Consider the following 19085-nt stretch of genomic DNA (forward strand, 5'->3'; position numbering starts at 1 on the left):
CGCCCGCGCCGACACGCACGGGGGAGGACCACCACTAAAATCAGGACACCCGTACCACTTTTGCGACCCCCGGAGAAGAAACCACCCATGGCCTGGCTCCTGCTCGCCCTCGCCATCACCACCGAAGTCCTCGCCACCACCGCACTCAAACTCAGCAACGGCTTCACCCACCTCGGCTGGACCATCGCCGTCGCCGCCGGCTACATCACCTCCTTCGCCCTGCTGGCCCGCGTCCTGAAACTCCAGCTCGACATGGGCACCGCCTACGCCGTCTGGTCCGGCGCCGGCACCGCCGCCATCGCCCTCATCGGCGCCGCCTTCATGGGCGAGACCCTCACCCCCCTCAAGATCGGCGGTATCCTGCTCATCATCGGCGGCGTCGTCCTCCTCAACCTCGCAGGTGGCCATTGAACCCACACCTGAACCCCCACCCCGGCCCCCACCCAGGCCCCGGGCCCAGCCAGGAACGCAGCCGCCGCCGGCGCACCACCCTGCTCAACGCCGCCGTCGCCCTGCTCACCGAAGGCGGCTTCAACGCCGTCACCCACCGCGCCGTCGCCCACCGCGCCCGCCTGCCGCTGGCCGCCACCACCTACTACTTCGCCTCCCGCGACCAGCTCCTGGCCGAAGCCTTCGCCCAGCTCGTGGAGACCGAACTCGCCACCACCCGCACCTGGATCACCCAGCACGGCCTGGCCGCCCTCACCGACCAGGCCGCCGCCGACCGCACCCGCCAGCTCAGCCTGTGGGAGCTCTACGTCCACGCCGGCCGCGACCCCGTCCTGCAGCACATCGCCCGCCGCTGGACCGACGGCTGCGTCCGCCTCATCGCCGAAACCCTCGGCCTGCCCGCCACCGACCCCCGCGCCCGCCTCCTCTACACCACCGTCTCCACCCTCTGGCTCGAGCACGTCGTCGAACAACGTCCCCCCGGCGAAGCCCGCACCCTGCTCACCCTCGCCCTGGCCCACGCCACAGAAAGGACCCCATGACGACCCGCCGCATCCACCACCTCGCCCTGCGCACCGACTGGGACGACGCCCGCGCGGCGGGGGAGTACCGCATCTCCACCCTCGGCCGCACCCTGGAGGAGGAAGGCTTCATCCACTGCAGCCGCGACCTGACCCAGCTGCACGGCGTGCACACCGCCTACTACAGCCACCTGTCCGAGCCGCTGATCGTCCTCGACATCGACCCCACCGGACTCGACATCCGCCTCGAGAACGGCTTCCCCCACCTGTACGGGCCCCTGCCCGTCACCGCGGTCACCGCCACCCGCCCCTACCACCCCGCAGCAGCGGGGGAGAGCACCCCATGACCCGCAACGACACCCGGCAGGCCGCCCAGCGCTTCGCCGGCACCTGGCAACACGGCTGGACCCACCACGACGTCGCCGCCATCACCGCCCTCTACCACGACGACGCCGTCCACACCAGCATGCCCTTCCGCCCACCGCACCACGGCAAGCAGGCCATCGCCGACTACATCGCCTGGTCCTTCACCGGCGAGAGCGACCCCGAGGTCACCTTCTCCACGCCCATCACCGACGGCGACCAGGCCGCCATCGAGTTCCGCGTCCACGCCTACGACAACGGCCGCCCCGTCACCCTCGCAGGCTGCGTCTTCGCCCAGTTCGACGCCGACGGCCTCGCCGTACGGACCCGCGACTACTGGCACACCGCAGACGGCCACCACTGACCAGGCCCGCCGGCCTCACCACCGCACGTTCAGCGCACCACCCGCAGCGCCGCACGCGCCGCGCCCACCGGACCCTGACCCTGACCCTGTGCGGGGGCCTGGCCGTGCCCGGGATACGGCACCGGAGCAGGGGAGGGGGCGGCCTGCGGGCGTACCATCTGCTGCGTCTGCTCCGACGGCTCCGCGCGCCGCTCGGCGCACCCGCCCGCGCAGTACCCGTTCGTCACGATCAGCCGCCCCCGCAGCGGCGTGTACGACTCCTTACCGGAAGCGGGCAGAACCCTCTGGCACACCGGACATAACACCGACTCGTTCCCCACGTGCTGCTCCTCTCGCGGCGCGAATAGCAGGAGCTCCACCTTATGACCACACCTGGCGCCAAGGACAGCGAATCAACGAAAGGTCAAGCCGGGCGTCAACGCCCGCACAGGGCCCGCCACCAGAGCCGATGACACCGCGTAACCCCCGCTCAGCCGCCCTCCGCCGCCCCCTCGCACCCCGCCCGGAACCCGCCACGGGCGCCGGAAAAATCTTCCCACCAGACCCGGCCGTCCCACCCGCGAAGGGGAGCCTCCACCACCACTACTTGACATAATGTTCATTATCGAGCAACCACGGAGAGCGCCCGCATAAACCACCCGCACCCGGGAAGACGCCCCACCATGCCCCCGATGGAGATCGCCTCACCCAGCATCATCGCCCTCACCGCGGTCATCACCGCCGCCGCCATCTGGCTCATCATCCTCGCCGCCAGACTCACCAGAAACCCCCGAAACCGCCCCGGCATCAGCGTCGACCTCGTCGACCAGGCCCGCGAACTCAAAGCACTCGGCCAGATCCAGGAAGCCGTCTTCCTCGTCCGCGGCGAAACCGGCATGAGCCAGCGCGCCGCCGCCCGCTTCGTCAACCGCCTATAAGCCACCACTTATCCACGCTTGGGCGCCACCCACCACGGGAATGCCACCCCTGGCCACCGCACGGGACCCGCACGCACCACCCAACGGACCCCGCCACCCACCAGCCCCGGCCCAGGGAGACACCCATGCCCGCCCCCGCACCCACCACCCTCACCCAAGCAGGCCACGCCCTGGCCGACCCCCGCACCTACACCGACGAGACCCGCCTCCACACCGCCCTGACCCTCCTGCGCCACCAAGCCCCCGTCCACCACGTCGACGCCCCCGGCTACAACCCCTTCTGGGCCATCACCCGCCACACCGACATCCTCGCCATCGAACGCGACCACACCCTCTGGCTCAACGCCCCCCGCCCCGTCCTGCGCACCACCGCACTCGACCACGCCCTGCACACCCGCCGCGAACAAGGCAAAGCCCTCACCAGCATCGTCCACCTCGACGAACCCCACCACCGCCCCCTGCGCGCCGTCGCCGCCGACTGGTTCCGCCCCCACGCCATGCGCACCCTGCACACCCGCATCCGCGACCTGGCCCGCCGCCACGTCGACCTCATGGCCCAGCACGGCACCACCTGCGACTTCGCCCGCCAGATCGCCGCCCACTACCCCCTCTACGTCATCCTCACCCTCCTCGGCCTGCCCGAATCCGACTTCCCCCGCATGCTCCACCTCACCCAGCAGCTCTTCGGCCACAACGACGACGAGACCGGACGCGGCACCGGCACCCCCAGCGACCACACCGGCGTCCTGGAAGACCTCTTCGCCTACTTCCACCACCTCACCGCCACCCGCCGCGCCCACCCCACCGCCGACCTCGCCTCCCGCATCGCCAACGCCCGCATCGACGGCCGCCTCCTCGACGACAACACCGCCGCCTCCTACTACATCCTCATCGCCACCGCCGGCCACGACACCACCAGCTCCACCATCGCCGGCGGCCTCGAAGCCCTCATCCGCCACCCCGATCAGCTGCGCCGCCTGCGCGACGATCCCGCCCTGCTCCCGGCCGCCGTCGAGGAGATGATCCGCTGGGTCAGCCCCGTCAAGGCGTTCATGCGCACCGCCGCCGCCGACACCCGGGTGCGCGGCGTCCCCATCGGCGCGGGCGAGTCGGTGCTGCTGTCCTACCCGTCGGCCAACCGGGACGAGGACGTCTTCGACGAGCCGTTCCGCTTCGAGGCCGGGCGTGAGCCGAACCGGCATCTGGCGTTCGGGTTCGGGGTGCATTTCTGCCTGGGCGCGGCGCTGGCGCGGATGGAGGTCGCGGCGTTGTTCGCCGAGCTGCTGCCCCGGCTGGCGGAGGTCGAGCTGGACGGTGAGCCGGCGTGGACGGCGACGACGTTCGTGGGCGGGTTGAAGCGGCTGCCGATCCGCTACTCCCTCGTTTGACCGTGGGTTGGGTGAAAGTATGCGTTACCGTACAGAAGCTGGATTCTGTCTGGTTTGGCCAATATCGTCACTTTTGATCCTCCGGGTCCGGTTTTGCGGAGTCTTGGTTCCCTGCGGGACGCGCGGCCGACGGGGTCCGTCCCGCGAGAGGCCCGTCCCGCGGGCGCTTCAGGGGGTGCCGCGTCCGCTGTGACCGGCGTCACTCCCCCGGCGCGGGACGCCAATCGGTGATCAAGGGCGGCTCAAGCCGTTTTGGCGGGGCGGGCGGCCCGGGGCTGGGTGCCGGGTTTGGATCGCCGTTGCGCGGGGTTGTGTCAAGGGGCTGTCGGGGACTCCTGTCCTGGCCGTGACCTGGCGGGGCGGGGTGCGGGGTGATGCTGGAGGGTGTCGGCGCAGGTGGTGCGCGGTGGCGTGGCTCCGTTTGCGGGGGTTGTGTCATCGCCTGGGGGTCCGGGTTGCCTCCCTCGCCCGGGCCCCCTCCCCTGGTTCGGTGCGCGGGCGAGGGAGGGATTTTCTGGGCAAAGCGGGTCAATTGGGGCTGGTCAGGGCAGCTTTTTGCGGGGAATGGTCACCAGCAGTGGGCGTTTCGTGTCAGCATCGTGGGATGTATGGGTCATATGGGTCTGCCGTAAATGCCTGTGACACGTGTGTCTGCCCGTGGTCCGGCCGGTAGTTCCCGCCCTGGTGTAGTCCTCTCCCCTGCTCGGAAAGAAGTATCGCGTTGCGTATCCTGCTGCTCTGCTCCTCCTTCAACGGCCTGACCCAGCGTGCCTGGCTGGAGTTGCGCCGGGCCGGTCATGAGGTTTCGGTCGAGCTGGCCCTGTCGCCGGAGGTGATGGTGGAGGCGGCCGAGCTGGCCAAGCCGGATCTGATCATCTGCCCGTTCTTGAAGGAGCGGGTTCCGGCGGCGTTGTGGCGGGCTCATCGTACGGTGATCATTCATCCGGGGCCGCCCGGGGACCGGGGTCCGTCGTCGCTGGACTGGGCGATCCTCGAGGGTGAGGCGGAGTGGGGGGTGACGGCGCTGCAGGCGGTCGAGGAGATGGATGCGGGGCCGATCTGGGGGTTTCGGACGTTCGCGATGCCGGCGGAGGCGCCGCGTAAGTCGGCGTTGTACAACGGGCCGGTGGCCGAGGCGGCGGCGGAGCTGGTGGTGGAGGTGGCGGCGAAGGCGGGTGACGCGTCGTTCGTGCCGGTGCCGCTGGATTACCGCTCCCCCGGGGTTCGGGGGCGGTTGCGGCGGGCGATGCGGCATGCCGATCGGGAGTTCTCGTGGGCGGAGCCGACGGAGGACATTCTGCGGCGGGTGCGGGCGGCGGACGGTGCGCCGGGCGGGCGTGCGGAGTTGTGTGATCTGCCGGTGCGGGTGTTCGACGTGTATCGGGGGCCGGAGCTGGCGGGTGTCGCGGGGCAGGTGGTGGCGCGGCGTGAGGGTGCGGTGCTGGTGCACACCGGTGACGGGACGGTGTGGGTGGGTCATGTGCGGGTGGAGCAGGAGGGTGCCATCAAGTTGCCGGCCGCGATGGCGCTGGGTGAGGCGGTGGCGGGGGTGCCGCAGCGGGCGGGGTACAGCGAGATCACCTATGACCGCAGCGAGGGGGTGGGGGTGGTGAGTTTCGATTTCTACAACGGGGCGATGTCGACCGAGCAGTGCCGGCGGCTGGCTTCGGCGTTGCGGTATGCGGTGGCGCAGGACACGCGGGTGCTGGTGGTGCGGGGTGGTGAGGTGTTCTCCAACGGGATCCATCTGAATGTGATCGAGGCGTCGCGGCATCCGGAGCTGGAGGCGTGGATGAACATCAACGCGATCAACGCGGTGTGCCGGGAGATCGTGGGGTGCACGAGTCAGCTGGTGGTGACGTCGATCGGGGGGAATGCGGGTGCGGGCGGGGTGATGATGGGGCTGGGTGCGGATCGGGTGATCGTGCGGGATTCGGTGGTGCTGAATCCGCATTACCGGACGATGGGGTTGTTCGGGAGTGAGTACTGGACGTATGTGCTGCCGCGGCGGGTGGGTGCGGAGCATGCGCGGCGGTTGACGCAGGAGGCGTTGCCGGTGGGGGCTGTGGAGGCGGTGGAGTGCGGGCTGGCGGACAAGGCGTTGCCGGGGTCGCGGCTGGATTTCGAGCGGCGGGTGCTGGAGTATGCGGAGCGGCTGGCGGCTGATCCGGGTTACGATCGGTTGCTGGCGGGCAGGCGGCAGGTGCGTGAGGTGGATGAGCGGCGTAAGCCGCTGGATGCGTACCGGGCTGAGGAGCTGGCGGAGATGAGCCGCGACATGTTCGACGACCGTTGCGGGTTCCGGCTGGCGCGGCGGGAGTTCGTGCGGAAGGTGAAGGCTGCGGCGACGCCGGAGCGGTTGGCGGGTCATCGGGAGTTGTCCGGCGCGTCGCCTGCGGGGGGCGCGGGGGCATCTCATATGTGAGATATGGTTGCCTGTTGTGGCAGATGATTATCTTGTGCGGATCGGCCGGCTGATCCGGGATGCGCGCCAGCATCGCGGTTGGACTCAGCTGCAGCTGGCCGACGCGCTGGCGACGAGTCAGAGCGCGGTCAACCGCATCGAGCGCGGTAACCAGAACATCAGTCTTGAGATGATCGCCCGGATCGGTGAGGCGCTCGACAGTGAGATCGTCTCGCTCGGTTATGCGGGGCCGATGCATCTGCGGGTGGTGGGTGGTCGCCGCCTTTCGGGCAGCATCGACGTCAAGACGTCGAAGAACGCGTGTGTGGCGCTGTTGTGCGCGTCGCTGCTGAACTCCGGCCGCACCATCTTGCGGAAGGTGGCGCGGATCGAGGAGGTGTACCGGATCCTGGAGGTGCTGGCGTCCATCGGGGTGCGGGCGCGGTGGATCAACGAGGGCAGTGATCTGGAGATCGTGCCTCCGTCCCGGCTGGAGCTGGAGGCGATGGACACCGAGGCGGCGCGCCGTACCAGGAGTGTGATCATGTTCCTGGGGCCGCTGATGCATCGCACGGAGCAGTTCCAGATCCCGTACGCGGGCGGGTGTGATCTGGGCACCCGTACGGTGCAGCCGCACATGTCGGCGCTGCGGCATTTCGGGCTGGACATCACGGCGACGGGTGGGTTCTATCACGCGCGGGTGGATCGGTCGGTGTCGCCGTCGCGGCCGATCGTGCTGACGGAGCGGGGTGACACGGTCACGGAGAACGCGTTGCTGGCGGCGGCGCGGCACGACGGGGTGACGGTGATCCGTAACGCCTCCTCCAATTACATGGTGCAGGATCTGTGCTTCTTCCTGGAGCAGCTCGGGGTGCGGGTGGAGGGCATCGGGACGACGACGCTGACCGTGCACGGGCTGCCGGAGATCGAGCGGGACGTCGACTATTCGCCGTCGGAGGATCCGGTGGAGGCGATGAGCCTGCTGGCGGCGGCGGTGGTGACGTCGTCGGAGCTGACGATCTGCCGGGTGCCGGTGGAGTTCCTGGAGATCGAGCTGGCCGTGCTGGAGGAGATGGGGCTGGATCACGACCGGGGGCGGGAGTATCCGGCGGCGAACGGGCGTACGCGGCTGGTGGATCTGACGGTGCGGCCGTCGAAGCTGGTCTCCCCCATCGACAAGATCCATCCGATGCCGTTCCCGGGGCTGAACATCGACAATGTGCCGTTCTTCGCGGCGATCGCGGCGTCGGCGCAGGGGTCGACGCTGATTCATGACTGGGTGTACGACAACCGGGCGATCTATCTGACGGAGCTGACGCGGCTGGGGGCGTCGGTGAAGCTGCTGGATCCGCATCGGGTGCTGGTGGAGGGGCCGACGCGGTGGCGCAGCGCGGAGATGATGTGCCCGCCTGCGTTGCGGCCGGCGGTGGTGGTGCTGCTGGCGATGATGGCGGCCGAGGGCACGTCGGTGCTGCGGAACGTGTATGTGATCAATCGCGGGTATGAGGATCTGGCCGAGCGGCTGAACGCGCTGGGGGCGCGCATCGAGACCTTCCGCGACATCTGACGTTTCTGTCGGTGCGGGCCGCTACCGTCGTTGCTGGATCTTTCTGCTCGTTGCGGTGAGGGAAAGGGGCGGCGGTGCGGCCTGCGGAGCTGGAGCGGGTGACGGTGGCGGAGGCGGCGGACCGGTATGTGGAGCTGGTGCGGGCCAGGACGCTGACGGGGGCGTTGTCGCCGGCGACGGCGGAGGTGTATGCGCGGGATGTGGCGACGCTGGTGGAGCTGGCCGGCGAGCGGGTGGTGCTGGACGATCTGACGGGCGCGGACGTGGATGCGATCCTGCTGGCGTTCGCGCGTAAGCCGGATGGCCGCTCCTCCCCTGGTTCGGCGCGTGAGGGTGAGTGGGCGGGGCAGTCGCCGTCGTCGCAGGCGCGGTTCCGGCGGTCGATCTCGGCGTTGTTCAAGCATGCGGCGCTGGCGGGGTGGGTGCAGATCAATCCGATGACGGTTTCGACGGTGACGTCCAGGCAGCGGGGCGGGCTGCGGGCCGAGCGGCGGGCGTTGACGCGGGAGCAGGCTCAGGGGCTGGTCGGGGCGGCGCGGGGGCTGGAGGAGGCGCCGGCGGAGCCGGGGAAGCGGCGTGATCAGCGTACGGGGTTGCGGGATGCGGTGATCGTGTTGTTGCTGGCGACGGTGGGGCCGCGGGTGTCGGAGCTGGTGCGGGCGAATGTGGAGGATTTCTTCACCAACGACGGGGTGCGGTACTGGCGGATCTTCGGCAAGGGCGGGCGGACGCGGGATGTGCCGTTGCCTGATGATGTGGCGCGGGTGTTGCAGGCGTATCTGGTGCGGGGGCGGCCGGAGATGGCCGGGGCGGGTGGCGAGAAGGCGTTGTTGTTGTCGTGGCGGGGGCGGCGGCTGGCGCGGGGCGATGTGCAGGCGGTGATCGATCGGGTGCAGCGGCGGGTGGATCCGGATCAGCGGCGGTCGGTGACGCCGCATGGGTTGCGGCATACGACGGCGACGCATCTGCTGGCCGATGCGGTGGACATGGATGCGGTGCGGCGGGTGCTGGGGCACAGTGATCTGTCGACGCTGGGGCGGTATCGGGATGAGCTGCCGGGTGAGCTGGAGGTGGCGATGCGGTCGCATCCGCTGCTGCGGGGCCGTCCCTGACGGGCCCCTGTGGCTGGTGCCGGTCGGGCAGCCGGTCATGTCCGGCGCGCGTCCGGCGTGCCACTCCCCCGGGGGTCGTGCCTTCGCTGCATCGGGCATGACCGGATGCCGAGGTCCGTCGTCATCGGTTCGGCCGGTGGGGCTTGGCCGGGGTGTCGGACGGGCCGGTCGGGTCGAGTCGCAGGAGCTGTCGCAGGTCGGCGACGGGCTGTACTCCGGAGACGGGTGGGCGGCCGTCGATCACGAGGCTGGGCACGCCGGTGACGCCGTGCGCTGCCGCGTGGTGGCGGTCGGCGCGTACCTCGCAGGTGGCGGCCGCGCATGATGGCGATCCTGCTCTTCCACGGGTGCCCGTTGATCGTGATGGTCACCCTCGGCCGCTTGCCGCCGCCGAGTGCCTCCACCACCTCTTCGGGAACCTCCAGCCCTCTCATGGGCTCGGCAGGCTCGACAAAGGTGCGGAACTTCGTGGTGGTCTACCGGCGGCGGGTGGCGCGTACGACGACGTCGTGCAGGGGAACGGAGCGGCCCGGAGGGGTGCGCACGTGCTCTTCGGCGGTGACGATCTCCCACTGCGTGTCGTGCAGGCGGGCGGTGATGGCGGCGGGGGTGGCTGAGGCTTCGGCGGGCGGGTGATGCGCGTGGCCGCCGGAGGGGCTGCCGGAATGAGAGTGGCCGGAATGAGAGTGGCCGGAATGAGAGTGGGAGGTGGCGGAGTCGGGGGTGTGCAGGTGGCCGACGATGAGCAGGGTGCCGCCGGGGGCCACCCAGCCGGCGATGCGGTCGTAGAAGTCGAGCTGCGGGATCGCGGGGTGGGCGTAGTGGGTCATGACCAGGTCGAATGCCGCGTCCGGGCGCCAGGTGGTCAGGTCCGCCCGCATCCAGTGCAGGCGTCCGGTAGCGCGGCTCGCCGCCGCGCGGTCGGCGGCGACGGCCAGGGCCTGGGAGGAGATGTCGGCGGCGGTGACGTGCCAGCCGCGCTCGGCGAGCCAGATCGCCTCGGCGCCGCCGCCGCATCCGGCGTCCAGGGCCGTGCCGGGCGCCAGGCCGGCGGTCTCCTGGGCGAGGTACGGGTTGGGCGGGTTGCCGCCCATGGAGGCGTGTCCCCCGTGCCAGTGCTGCTCCCAGTAGTCCTTGTCGAAGGCGTGCGTCATCAGTGGTTTCCTTGTCCGCGGGTGGTGGGCTCTGCTGGTTTCTCATGGTGGTGAACGAGAAGGCGGATGAGCAAACCTTGTTGCCGAATGGCAAAATGGCGGGATGGACGAAACCATTGACCGCACTCTCGACGCCGTGGGGCCGAGGCTGAAACGCCTGCGGCTGCAGCGGGACGTGACGCTGGCCGACCTCGCGGCGCAGACCGGGATCTCCACCAGCACGCTGTCCCGGCTCGAGGCGGGCCTGCGGCGTCCCACGCTGGAGCAGCTGCTCCCGCTGGCCCGCGCCTACGGGGTCACGCTCGACGAGCTCGTCGACGCGCCGCCGACCGGTGATCCCCGCATCAACCTGCGTCCCATCGCGAGCGGTGATGGCGCGGTCGTTTTGCCGCTGACCCGCAGGCCGGGCGGGATCCAGGCCTACAAGTTCGTCCTGCCTGCCGGGAGCGACGACGCCGAGCCGGATTTGCGCACGCACGAGGGCTATGACTGGGTCTTCGTGCTCAACGGGACGCTTCGTCTCGTTCTCGGGGAGCACGACCTGCTGCTCGAGCCCGGGCAGGCGGCGGAGTTCGACACGCGTACCCCGCACTGGTTCGGGGCCACCAGCGCCGGTCCCGTGGAGTTCCTGAGTCTCATCGGCAAGCAGGGCGAGCGCGCGCACGTCCGTGCCGCTCCGCGCACGCGCCGGCAGGATCCGCGCGCGTTCTGAGCCGGCAGCCCGAGGGATCGGGACCCGGCCTCATCCGGCCTCGAGCAGCCGGCCTGGCCGCCGCAGCGGGCGGCCGGGTCCCGTCCGCGTAGCATTCCGGCATGGCCCACCCCGACTCGGCCGATCCCCGGCCGGCCGCTCCCGTCCATGCCTCCACCCTGTCCGGGACGGAGGTCGAGCGCATCCGCCGGTGGCACCAGAGCGCCTACGAGGCCGCCAGAGCGGAAGCGGCCACCGGCCGGACCTTCACCTACCTCGGCAAGACCTTGGTGGTCCCCCCGCAGGTGCAGCCGATCACCGGCATGTCGCATCTTCTGGGCGAAGCCGTGCTGGCCGAGGTGCGCCATGACGATCATGTTCTCGACATGGGCACCGGCAGCGGCGTCAACGCGATCCTGGCCGCGTCGACCGCGGCGAAGGTCCTTGCCGTGGACATCAACCCCGTCGCCGTCGAAGCCGCCCGGGACAATGCCGGGCGCAACGGTGTCGCCGGCCGCGTCGAAGTCCGCCACAGCGACATGTTCAGCGACGTCGACGGCCGGTTCGATCTCATCGTCTTCGATCCGCCGTTTCGCTGGTTCGCCCCGCGTGACCTGCTGGAGTCCGCCACCACCGATGAGAACTACCGGGCGATGACCACGTTCTTCCGCAACGCCGGGCGGTACCTCGCACCCCGCGGGCGAATGCTGGTCTTCTTCGGCAGCTCCGGCGACCTGGCCTATCTGAAGCGCCTGGCCGAGGAGGAAGGATTCGTCTCGCGCACCGTCGCGCACCGGAGCCTGGTCAAGGACGGCTGGAACGTCGACTACTTCGCCTTCCGCATGACCCGAGCCCTCTGAGCGCCTGCGCGGGGGGCGCGGAGCTACAGGCGGAGCTGCAGGAGCATGCCGGGCCACTCCCCCACGGTGAAGGGGGCGACGCGGGTGAAGCCGCAGCTCTCGTAGTAGGCGACCAGGCGGCCGTCGTGGCCGGCGTAGCAGTCGACGCGCAGCAGGTGGACGCCCCGGTCGCGGGCTTCGCCGGCGGCCCAGTCGAGCAGGGCGCGGCCGATGCCGTGGCCGGCGTGGCGGCGGTCGGTGACCAGGGCCTGCACGTAGAGCTCCGGCTCGGCTGCCGGGGTGACGTAGTCGTGGGCGGGGCCGACGGAGATGCAGCCGGCCGGGTCGCCGTCGTGCTCGGCGATGCGCATGCCGCCGCCGGCCAGCCACGAGGCGACCTGCTCGGTGCGCTTGGCGTCGCCGGTGAAGGGGCGGGTGCCCCACTGGCCGGTGCGGCCCCTGGCGGTGAGCCAGGTGACGGCCGAGTCGAACATGGCCAGGACGGCCGGCACGTCGCCGTCACGGGCCGGCCGGATGACGGTCCGCTGCTGCTGCGCGGACTGCTGGGCGGACTGCTGGGCGGACTGCTGCGCGAAGGCGGGCTGCTCCTGCGCGGGCTGCTGGGCGGGCTGCTGGGGCGTGGCGGGGTCGCGGGTCACGACTTGCTGCTCTTGTTCAGGGCGCTGCCCTTCTTCCACTGGGAGAACGGCATCTGCCAGTATCCCCAGCCGTTGTTCCACTCCAGCGCCCGGTCGGTGCCGGTGATGTCGACGACGTCGCCGCGCTGCACGTTGTCGTAGAACCACCTGGCCTGGTCGGGGCGGGCGTTGATGCAGCCGTGGCTGACGTTGCGCACGCCCTGGGCCCAGACGTTGTCCTTGGCGTGGACGTACTCGCCGGAGTTGGAGATGCGCACGGCGTGGTTGATCATGACGTCATAGTAGCCGGGGTCGCCCTTCTTGCGGCCCGGGGAGATCATGCGGACGGGGTTGCCGCGTTCCATGGTGAGGTGCACGCCCGAGGTGGTGGTGTATTCGCGGGTGGTGGCCATGCCGGCGCTGATGCGCATGGTCTGGACGCGCTTGCCGTCCTTGTAGACGTACATCATCTTCTTGCGCGTGTCGACCTTGCTGATCTGCTTGGCACCGATCTTGAGGTTGGCGGTGTAGTCCTTGACCCCGTACAGCCCCTTGCCGCCCTTGATGCCGGTGATGTTGGCGTTGAAGGTGACCTTCTGGTGGGCGGGCCAGTACTTGGCGGTGCGGTAGATGACGACGGTGTCGTTGATCCAGCGCCAGGCGCCCTCGACGGGCTTTTCCGCCTCGACCTCCAGGGCGCGCTCGATGGTCGCCTTGCTGGTGACGGGCTGGTTGAAGGTGACGATGATGGGAGCGCCGACGCCGAGGGTCTCGCCCTTGGCGTTGGGGGTGACGTCGGCGACCTGCAGCGCGCGTTCGGGCTTGGCGGTGGTGAAGGTGCTGGTGGCGGTGGTGACGCCGGCGGTGGCCGAGACGTTGTAGCTGGTGGACGGCTTCAGCGCGGTCTTGGACACCCAGCGGGTCTTGTCGGCGTTGAACTTGCCTTCGAGCTGTTCGCCGCCGGCTTCGACGGTGACGTTGTCGAGCGGCGCGCCGGCGGCGGCCACGACCACCTTCTTCTCGGGGCTGACCTTGGTGGCACCCTCGTCCGGGGTGATCTTGACGGTGGGGGCCTGGGGGGTGGCGGTGGTGGTCGCCTCGGAGGCGTCCGGTGGTTGCGCGGTGGGGGCGCTGGAGCATGAGGCCGTCAGGGCTGCCGCCGCGAGCAGCGCGAGCGCGGTGGCGGGTCTCCTCCAAGCAGGCGCAACGTTCAACTCTGTCCTCTCCCCACGGCACCACAATGGCACCCCAAAAACCTTAATGCTCCCGCATGTAAGACGCGGAATCCTTTGGGAGAGTTCGATCACATTTCAATTACTTCTAGCGGAAGTGGGTGGCGGCCTGCCGGCGCCTTCCGTCAGCGTCCCGGTCAGCGGCGTGTCAGGCGGTGGGTCAGGCCGGTGTGCCGGCGGCCCGCCCCCTTGGTGCGGACGGCCTGCGCCAGCGCGCGGCGCGAGCCCACGATGACCACGAGCTTCTTGGCCCGCGTGATGGCGGTGTAGAGCAGGTTGCGCTGCAGCATCATCCAGGCGCTGGTGGCCAGGGGGATGACGACGGCCGGGTACTCGCTGCCCTGGGAGCGGTGGATGGACACGGCGTAGGCGTGGGCGAGCTCGTCGAGCTCGTCGAAGGAGTAGTCGACCGCCTCGTCCTCGTCGGTCAGGACGGTGAGCTTGTGCTCGTCGGGGCGGATGTCGGTGACGATGCCGACGGTGCCGTTGAACACCCCGGCCGCGCCCTTGTCGTAGTTGTTGCGCAGCTGGGTGACCTTGTCTCCGACGCGGAAGACGCGGCCGCCGTACCGCCGCTCCGGCATGCCCTCGCGGGCGGGCGTGAGCGCCTCCTGCAGGGCCATGTTGAGGGCGCCGGCGCCGGCGGCGCCGCGGTGCATGGGCGCCAGCACCTGGACGTCGCGGCGCGGGTCGAGGCGGAAGCGGCGCGGGATGCGGCGGGCGACGACGTCCACGGTGAGCTCGGCGATCTCCTCGGGCTCCTCGCAGGGGAACAGGAAGAAGTCCTTCATGCCCTCCAGGACGGGGTGGCGGCCGGTGTTGACCCGGTGGGCGTTGACGACGACGCCCGACTCCTGCGCCTGGCGGAAGATCTGGGTCAGGCGCACGCGCGGGATGTCCTCGGCGGCCAGGAGGTCCTTCAGCACCTCGCCGGCGCCCACGGACGGCAGCTGGTCCACGTCGCCGACGAACAGCAGGTGCGCGCCGGGGGCCACAGCCTTGACCAGCTTGTTGGCCAGCAGCAGGTCGAGCATGGAGGCCTCGTCGACGACGACCAGGTCGGCGTCCAGCGGGTTGTCGCGGTCGAAGGTGGCCTCGCCGCCGGGGCGCAGCTGCAGCAGGCGGTGCACGGTGGTGGCCTCGTGGCCGGTCAGCTCCGCCAGGCGCTTGGCGGCGCGGCCGGTGGGGGCGGCCAGGATGACCCTGGCGCGTTTGGCGCGGGCCAGCAGCACGATGGAGCGCACGGTGAAGCTCTTGCCGCAGCCGGGCCCGCCGGTCAGGACGGCGACCTTCTCGGTGAGCGCCAGGCGGACGGCCTGGCGCTGCTCGGTGGCCAGCTCGGCGCCGGTCTGGCCGTGCAGCCAGGCCTCGGCGCGCTCCCAGTCGACGTCGGCGAAGGCCTTGAGCCGGTCGTGGCCGTTGCGCAGCAGCGTGAGCAGCCCGCCGGCCAGGGCGGTCTCGGCGCGGTGGAAGGGCGGCAGGTAGACGGCCGGGACGTCGTTGTCGCCGGCGGGGATCGTCTCGCGGACGACGCCCTCGTCGGCGACGAGCTCCTCCAGGCAGGTGGTGACCAGCGGGGCGGGAACGTCGAGGATCTTGACGGCGTCGGCGACCAGGTTGGGGGCGGGCAGGTAGCAGTGGCCGTCGTCGGCGGCCTGCGACAGGGTGTAGCGCAGGCCGGCCTTGACGCGTTCGGGGCTGTCGTGCGGGATGCCGACGGCCTGGGCGATGGTGTCGGCGGTCTTGAAGCCGATGCCCCACACGTCGTCGGCCAGCTTGTACGGCTGGCCCTTGACGACGGAGATGGAGGTGTCGCCGTACTGTTTGAAGATGCGCACGGCGATGGAGGTGGACACGCCCACCCCCTGCAGGAAGATCATCACCTCCTTGATGATCTTCTGCTCCTCCCAGGCGGCGGCGATCATCTTCGTCCGCTTGGGGCCGAGCCCGGGCACCTCGACCAGGCGTTGGGGGTGCTGCTCGATGACGTCCAGGGTGTCGGTGCCGAAGTGGTCGACGATGCGCTCGGCCATCTTGGGGCCGATGCCCTTGATCAGGCCGGAGCCGAGGTAGCGGCGGATGCCCTGCACGGTGGCGGGCAGCACGGTGCTGTAGGACCACACCTCGAACTGGCGGCCGTAGCGCGGGTGGGAGGTCCAGCGGCCGCGCATCCGCAGCGACTCGCCGACCTGGGCGCCGAGCAGGGGGCCGACGACGGTCAGCAGGTCGGCACCGGAGCGTTCGGTGGCGACGCGGGCGATCGTGTAGCCCGTCTCCTCGTTCGCATAGGTGATGCGTTCGAGAACCCCGTCGATGATGGAAGCGGGTGGACCCTCCGCGCCTGGCTTCACGCATGCCCCTTCTCTGTGCTCGTGGCCACATTAGAGCAGGCGCGGGCGACATCGTCGGGCCGCGTGAGCCGGCGAGCTGCACCGGGCGGAGTTGACCTCCGCATGAAGGAACCCGATATATCGCGCTTCGTTCGGGTAGTCGAAGGCTTTCCGCGAACTCAACGGAGGAAAGCGATATGGGCTTGAGCTACCGGAAGTCGATCAAGATCGGGCCGTTCCGGCTGAACCTGTCCAACCGTGGCGTCGGCCACAGCTGGGGCAACCGGCTGTTCCGGGTGACGCGCGGCGCAGACGGCCGCCGTACGGTGTCGGTCAACCTGCCCGGCGGCTTCACCTGGCGCAAGACCCGCGCCCGCCGCTGAGGCACATCCAGCCCGCGAGCCCACCCAGCGAGCCCAGCCCCCGTGCCCCGTCGCGCGGCACGGGGGCTCGCGCGCGGCGCCGCCGTCCAGCACACTGCCTACAGACATGCCAACAGTTCCTGCGGCGGCGGGAGGCACGACGGCGATGCCCACACGCGCGACCCTGCTCCTGGCGGCCCTGCTGCTGGCCGCCCGCTGCGGCGGCGCCCCGCCCCCGCCCGAAGGCCCCCAGGACCCCGCCGCGCGGACCTCCTCGGCGCAGGCGGGCTCCAGCGGCTGCCAGGCCGCGCACCCTCTGGAACCCGGCACCCACCGGCTGCGCTCCGGCGAGCTCGAACGCCGCTTCCTGCTGTCGCTGCCCGACGGCGACGACCCCCACCCCGTCCTGCTCGACCTGCACGGTCTCGGCTCCACCGCCGCCCAGCAGGCCGCCTACAGCCGCCTGCCGGAAGAGGGCTCGCGCCGCGGCTACATCGTCGCCACCCCGCAGGCCGCCGAGGGCCGCATGGGCTGGACGCTGCCGCACACCGCCGGACCCGACGACACCGCCTTCCTGACCGCCCTGCTCGACCACCTCGAGCGGGGCCTGTGCGTCGACGACCGGCGCGAGTTCGCCGCCGGCCTGTCCTACGGCGCCGCGATGGCCACCGCGCTGGCTTGCGCGCTGGACGGCCGCCTGAGCGGCGTGGCCGCCGTCGCCGGGCTCAACATCGTGCGCCCCTGCGAGCGGCGGCCGCCCCCCACCACCGTCGTGGCCTTCCACGGCACCGCCGACCGCATCGTCCCCTACCACGGCGGACACCCCTTCCAGGACGCCACCGGCGAGCTGCGCACGCTCGCCGACCTGGTCGTGCTCGAGCCCGTCGAGGACGCGGCGGCCGGCTGGGCGAGGCTGCTCGGCTGCACCGGCCGCACCACCACCACCCTGCCGGACACCCCGCCGGACACTCTGTCGGCGCGGATACGGGTGCGTGACTGGAAATCCTGCCCGGGCGGCACCACACTGCGCCTGTACACGATCGACGGAGGCGGGCACACCTGGCCCGGCCCCGTCGAGGTGCCCTGGCTCGGGGCCACCGCCCGCGACCTGGACGCCACCCGGCTCATCCTCGACGCCTTCGATCGCGCCCCCTCCCGCTGACCCCCGCAAAGGAGTCCAGCATGACCGACGACGTACGCGTCACGCTCGAGGCCGTCCCCCGCACCGGGCTCAGCGAGCAGCGGCTGCGCCAGGCCGTGGCCGAGCACCCCGAGGCGCTGGCCGTGCTGGAGGTCGCCGACCCCGAGCGCCTCACCGTCGCCTTCGCGCCCGGGCTGGGCCACGACCCGGGCGACAACGCCCCGTTCCAGGCCACCGTGTTCGACCCGGTCGGCAACCGCGCCGTCGAGCTGCGCGGCACCCTCGACCGTCCCGAACGCGCCGAGCTGCGGCCCAGCTCCTACCGCCCGCCGCCCAGCCGCGAGGAGCTCGTCGCCGCCGCGGCGATCCTGCGCGCCGACCCCCGCTTCCCCGCCGGGGACGACGTCGTCGTCTACCGGCCCATGCCGTCCCTGGCCGACGCCGAGAACCCCGACGGCACCACCGTGCGCCGCCCCGCCCTCGGCCTGTACACGCCGGGCGAGCCCACCGGGCTGCGGCACCGCGTCGTGGCCGTCGACCTGGCCGCCCGCTCGGTCGACTGGACGCCCGCCGGCGTCAACGTGCGCATGCACCACGACTGCGAGGACAGCGTCCCGGTCGGCGTGGACGCGCTGGCCGACCGCGGAGGCCCCGACCAGGTGCGGGTGCGCGTCCACCGCGGCGGCACCGAGCTGTGGAACCTGCTGGTGGTCCGCCCGCGCGCCTCGGCGCCCCGCAGCCCCGGCCTGGGCGGCGGCGTGGAGCTGCGCCAGGTCCGCCACCGCGGCCGGCTCGTCCTGCGGCAGGCGCACGTGCCCATCCTCAACGTCGAGTACGACGAGGGCACCACCTTCCGCGACGACGTCAACCTCGAGACCCGCTTCAGCGCCACCGGCAGCGACCCCGTCGGCTGGGGATGGCGGCTGTGCACCCGCCCGCCCCGCACGATCCTGGAACGACCCTCCACCGACGCCGGCAACTTCCAGGGCGTCGCCTTCCACCACGACGGCGAGCATCTGCGCATCGTCAGCGAGCTGGAGGCCGGCTGGTACCGCTACGCCAGCGACTGGCGGCTGGCCGACGACGGCGAGATCCTGCCGCGCTTCGGGTTCGCCGCCACCCGCAACCCGATGACGTGCCTGGTGCACCGCCACCACTGCTACTGGCGGCTCGACTTCGACGTCGAAGGCGCCGGCAACGACGTCGTCGAGCAGATCGACGACACCGGCTCCCTCATCCCCGAGCCGGTCACGATCATCCGCGAGACCTCCAGGCGGCGCCGCCCGCCCGCCCGCTACTGGCAGGTGCGCGACAAGGCCTCCGGCCGCGGCCTGCAGATCCACCCCGGCCCGTTCGACGGCACCGCCGACGCCTACGGCGTGTCCGACCTGTGGTTCCTGCGCCACCACCCGCGCGAGCTGGACGACGGCAACCCCGGCCCGCGCAACCGCGCCGCGATCAACCGCTTCCTCGACGGCGAGAACATCAACGGCGCCAACGTCGTCGTCTGGTACGCCGGCCACTACTTCCACGACCAGGACCACCCCCAGCCCCACCAGGGCGAGCTCATCGGGCCACGGCTGATCCCGATCTGAGCGCTACCCTTGTCGCC

At 71.0% G+C, this 19085-nt stretch carries 20 protein-coding genes; 14 read left to right on the top strand and 6 right to left on the bottom strand.

All coding sequences use genetic code 11. The features are described from left to right. Window positions 1-87 precede the first annotated feature (87 nt). Genes ACBJ32_RS33680 through ACBJ32_RS33695 form a run of 4 tightly spaced genes read left to right on the top strand, consistent with a single transcriptional unit; the run spans window position 88 to window position 1698 of the window. Window positions 88-411, top strand: coding sequence for a DMT family transporter (locus tag ACBJ32_RS33680; protein ID WP_375130185.1), 324 nt, complete (start codon window positions 88-90; stop codon window positions 409-411). Further along, window positions 408-992, top strand: coding sequence for a TetR/AcrR family transcriptional regulator (locus tag ACBJ32_RS33685; protein ID WP_375130186.1), 585 nt, complete (start codon window positions 408-410; stop codon window positions 990-992). The genes ACBJ32_RS33680 and ACBJ32_RS33685 overlap by 4 nt, the downstream gene beginning before the upstream one ends. Continuing rightward, window positions 989-1318 (top strand): DUF952 domain-containing protein, encoded by a 330-nt coding sequence (locus ACBJ32_RS33690; RefSeq protein WP_375130187.1) that lies wholly within the window; start codon window positions 989-991, stop codon window positions 1316-1318. The genes ACBJ32_RS33685 and ACBJ32_RS33690 overlap by 4 nt, the downstream gene beginning before the upstream one ends. After that, the gene (locus ACBJ32_RS33695) at window positions 1315-1698 is read left to right on the top strand and encodes a nuclear transport factor 2 family protein (protein WP_375130188.1); all 384 of its coding nucleotides are present in this window, start codon (window positions 1315-1317) and stop codon (window positions 1696-1698) included. Before ACBJ32_RS33690 ends, ACBJ32_RS33695 begins: the two co-directional genes overlap by 4 nt. A gap of 29 nt (window positions 1699-1727) precedes the next feature. Here the strand turns inward: ACBJ32_RS33695 and ACBJ32_RS33700 are convergent, their stop codons facing one another. Further along, entirely contained in the window at window positions 1728-2057 is a 330-nt protein-coding gene (locus tag ACBJ32_RS33700) for a hypothetical protein (protein WP_357884465.1), read from the bottom strand. Window positions 2058-2369: 312 nt separating this feature from the next. Between ACBJ32_RS33700 and ACBJ32_RS33705 the strand changes: the two genes are divergently transcribed. The 5 genes from ACBJ32_RS33705 (at window position 2370) to ACBJ32_RS33725 (ending at window position 9086) form a co-directional block, all read left to right on the top strand. Then, window positions 2370-2615 (top strand): hypothetical protein, encoded by a 246-nt coding sequence (locus ACBJ32_RS33705; protein ID WP_357884463.1) that lies wholly within the window; start codon window positions 2370-2372, stop codon window positions 2613-2615. Window positions 2616-2740: 125 nt separating this feature from the next. Then, complete coding sequence (locus tag ACBJ32_RS33710; protein WP_375130189.1) at window positions 2741-4003, top strand: cytochrome P450; 1263 nt, start codon at window positions 2741-2743, stop codon at window positions 4001-4003. Between the two features lie 721 nt (window positions 4004-4724). Further along, window positions 4725-6428, top strand: a complete 1704-nt coding sequence (locus tag ACBJ32_RS33715) for an enoyl-CoA hydratase-related protein (protein WP_375130190.1) — start codon at window positions 4725-4727, stop codon at window positions 6426-6428. A gap of 34 nt (window positions 6429-6462) precedes the next feature. Then, on the top strand, window positions 6463-7974 hold the full coding sequence (locus tag ACBJ32_RS33720; RefSeq protein ID WP_375130191.1) for a helix-turn-helix domain-containing protein: 1512 nt from the start codon (window positions 6463-6465) through the stop codon (window positions 7972-7974). 74 nt (window positions 7975-8048) lie between these two features. Next, window positions 8049-9086, top strand: coding sequence for a tyrosine-type recombinase/integrase (locus ACBJ32_RS33725; RefSeq protein ID WP_375130192.1), 1038 nt, complete (start codon window positions 8049-8051; stop codon window positions 9084-9086). 35 nt (window positions 9087-9121) lie between these two features. Here the strand turns inward: ACBJ32_RS33725 and ACBJ32_RS33730 are convergent, their stop codons facing one another. Next, window positions 9122-9520 carry a DUF1905 domain-containing protein gene (locus ACBJ32_RS33730; protein WP_375130193.1) on the bottom strand — a complete coding sequence of 133 codons (399 nt, stop codon included), beginning with the start codon at window positions 9518-9520 and terminating at the stop codon, window positions 9122-9124. 42 nt (window positions 9521-9562) lie between these two features. After that, window positions 9563-10240, bottom strand: a complete 678-nt coding sequence (locus ACBJ32_RS33735; RefSeq protein WP_375130194.1) for a class I SAM-dependent methyltransferase — start codon at window positions 10238-10240, stop codon at window positions 9563-9565. Window positions 10241-10343: 103 nt separating this feature from the next. On the opposite strand from ACBJ32_RS33735, the gene ACBJ32_RS33740 reads away from it, so the two are divergent. After that, window positions 10344-10952 (top strand): helix-turn-helix domain-containing protein, encoded by a 609-nt coding sequence (locus ACBJ32_RS33740; protein ID WP_375130195.1) that lies wholly within the window; start codon window positions 10344-10346, stop codon window positions 10950-10952. Between the two features lie 101 nt (window positions 10953-11053). Continuing rightward, a complete protein-coding gene (locus ACBJ32_RS33745) occupies window positions 11054-11791 on the top strand; it encodes a methyltransferase (protein WP_375130196.1) in 738 nt (245 codons plus the stop codon). 23 nt (window positions 11792-11814) lie between these two features. Here ACBJ32_RS33745 and ACBJ32_RS33750 read toward each other — a convergent pair whose 3' ends face one another. From ACBJ32_RS33750 to ACBJ32_RS33760, 3 genes are all read right to left on the bottom strand, one after another. Continuing rightward, on the bottom strand, window positions 11815-12429 hold the full coding sequence (locus ACBJ32_RS33750) for a GNAT family N-acetyltransferase (protein ID WP_375130197.1): 615 nt from the start codon (window positions 12427-12429) through the stop codon (window positions 11815-11817). Further along, entirely contained in the window at window positions 12426-13622 is a 1197-nt protein-coding gene (locus tag ACBJ32_RS33755; RefSeq protein WP_357889809.1) for an Ig-like domain-containing protein, read from the bottom strand. The genes ACBJ32_RS33750 and ACBJ32_RS33755 overlap by 4 nt, the downstream gene beginning before the upstream one ends. Before the next feature lie 155 nt (window positions 13623-13777). Next, window positions 13778-15991: an ATP-dependent RecD-like DNA helicase gene (locus ACBJ32_RS33760; protein WP_375130198.1), complete on the bottom strand. Its 2214-nt coding sequence runs from the start codon at window positions 15989-15991 to the stop codon at window positions 13778-13780. 176 nt (window positions 15992-16167) lie between these two features. Here ACBJ32_RS33760 and ACBJ32_RS33765 point away from each other — a divergent pair, with 176 nt between their 5' ends. The 3 genes from ACBJ32_RS33765 to ACBJ32_RS33775 all read left to right on the top strand — a co-directional run bounded on the left by ACBJ32_RS33765 (window position 16168) and on the right by ACBJ32_RS33775 (window position 19068). Then, window positions 16168-16353, top strand: coding sequence for a DUF4236 domain-containing protein (locus ACBJ32_RS33765; RefSeq protein WP_185104967.1), 186 nt, complete (start codon window positions 16168-16170; stop codon window positions 16351-16353). A gap of 145 nt (window positions 16354-16498) precedes the next feature. Next, complete coding sequence (locus ACBJ32_RS33770; protein WP_375130199.1) at window positions 16499-17494, top strand: alpha/beta hydrolase family esterase; 996 nt, start codon at window positions 16499-16501, stop codon at window positions 17492-17494. A gap of 20 nt (window positions 17495-17514) precedes the next feature. After that, window positions 17515-19068 (top strand): hypothetical protein, encoded by a 1554-nt coding sequence (locus ACBJ32_RS33775; RefSeq protein WP_375130200.1) that lies wholly within the window; start codon window positions 17515-17517, stop codon window positions 19066-19068. Window positions 19069-19085: the final 17 nt, after the last annotated feature.

The organism is Nonomuraea sp. GTA35, from assembly GCF_041950525.1.
GTDB lineage: Bacteria > Actinomycetota > Actinomycetes > Streptosporangiales > Streptosporangiaceae > Nonomuraea.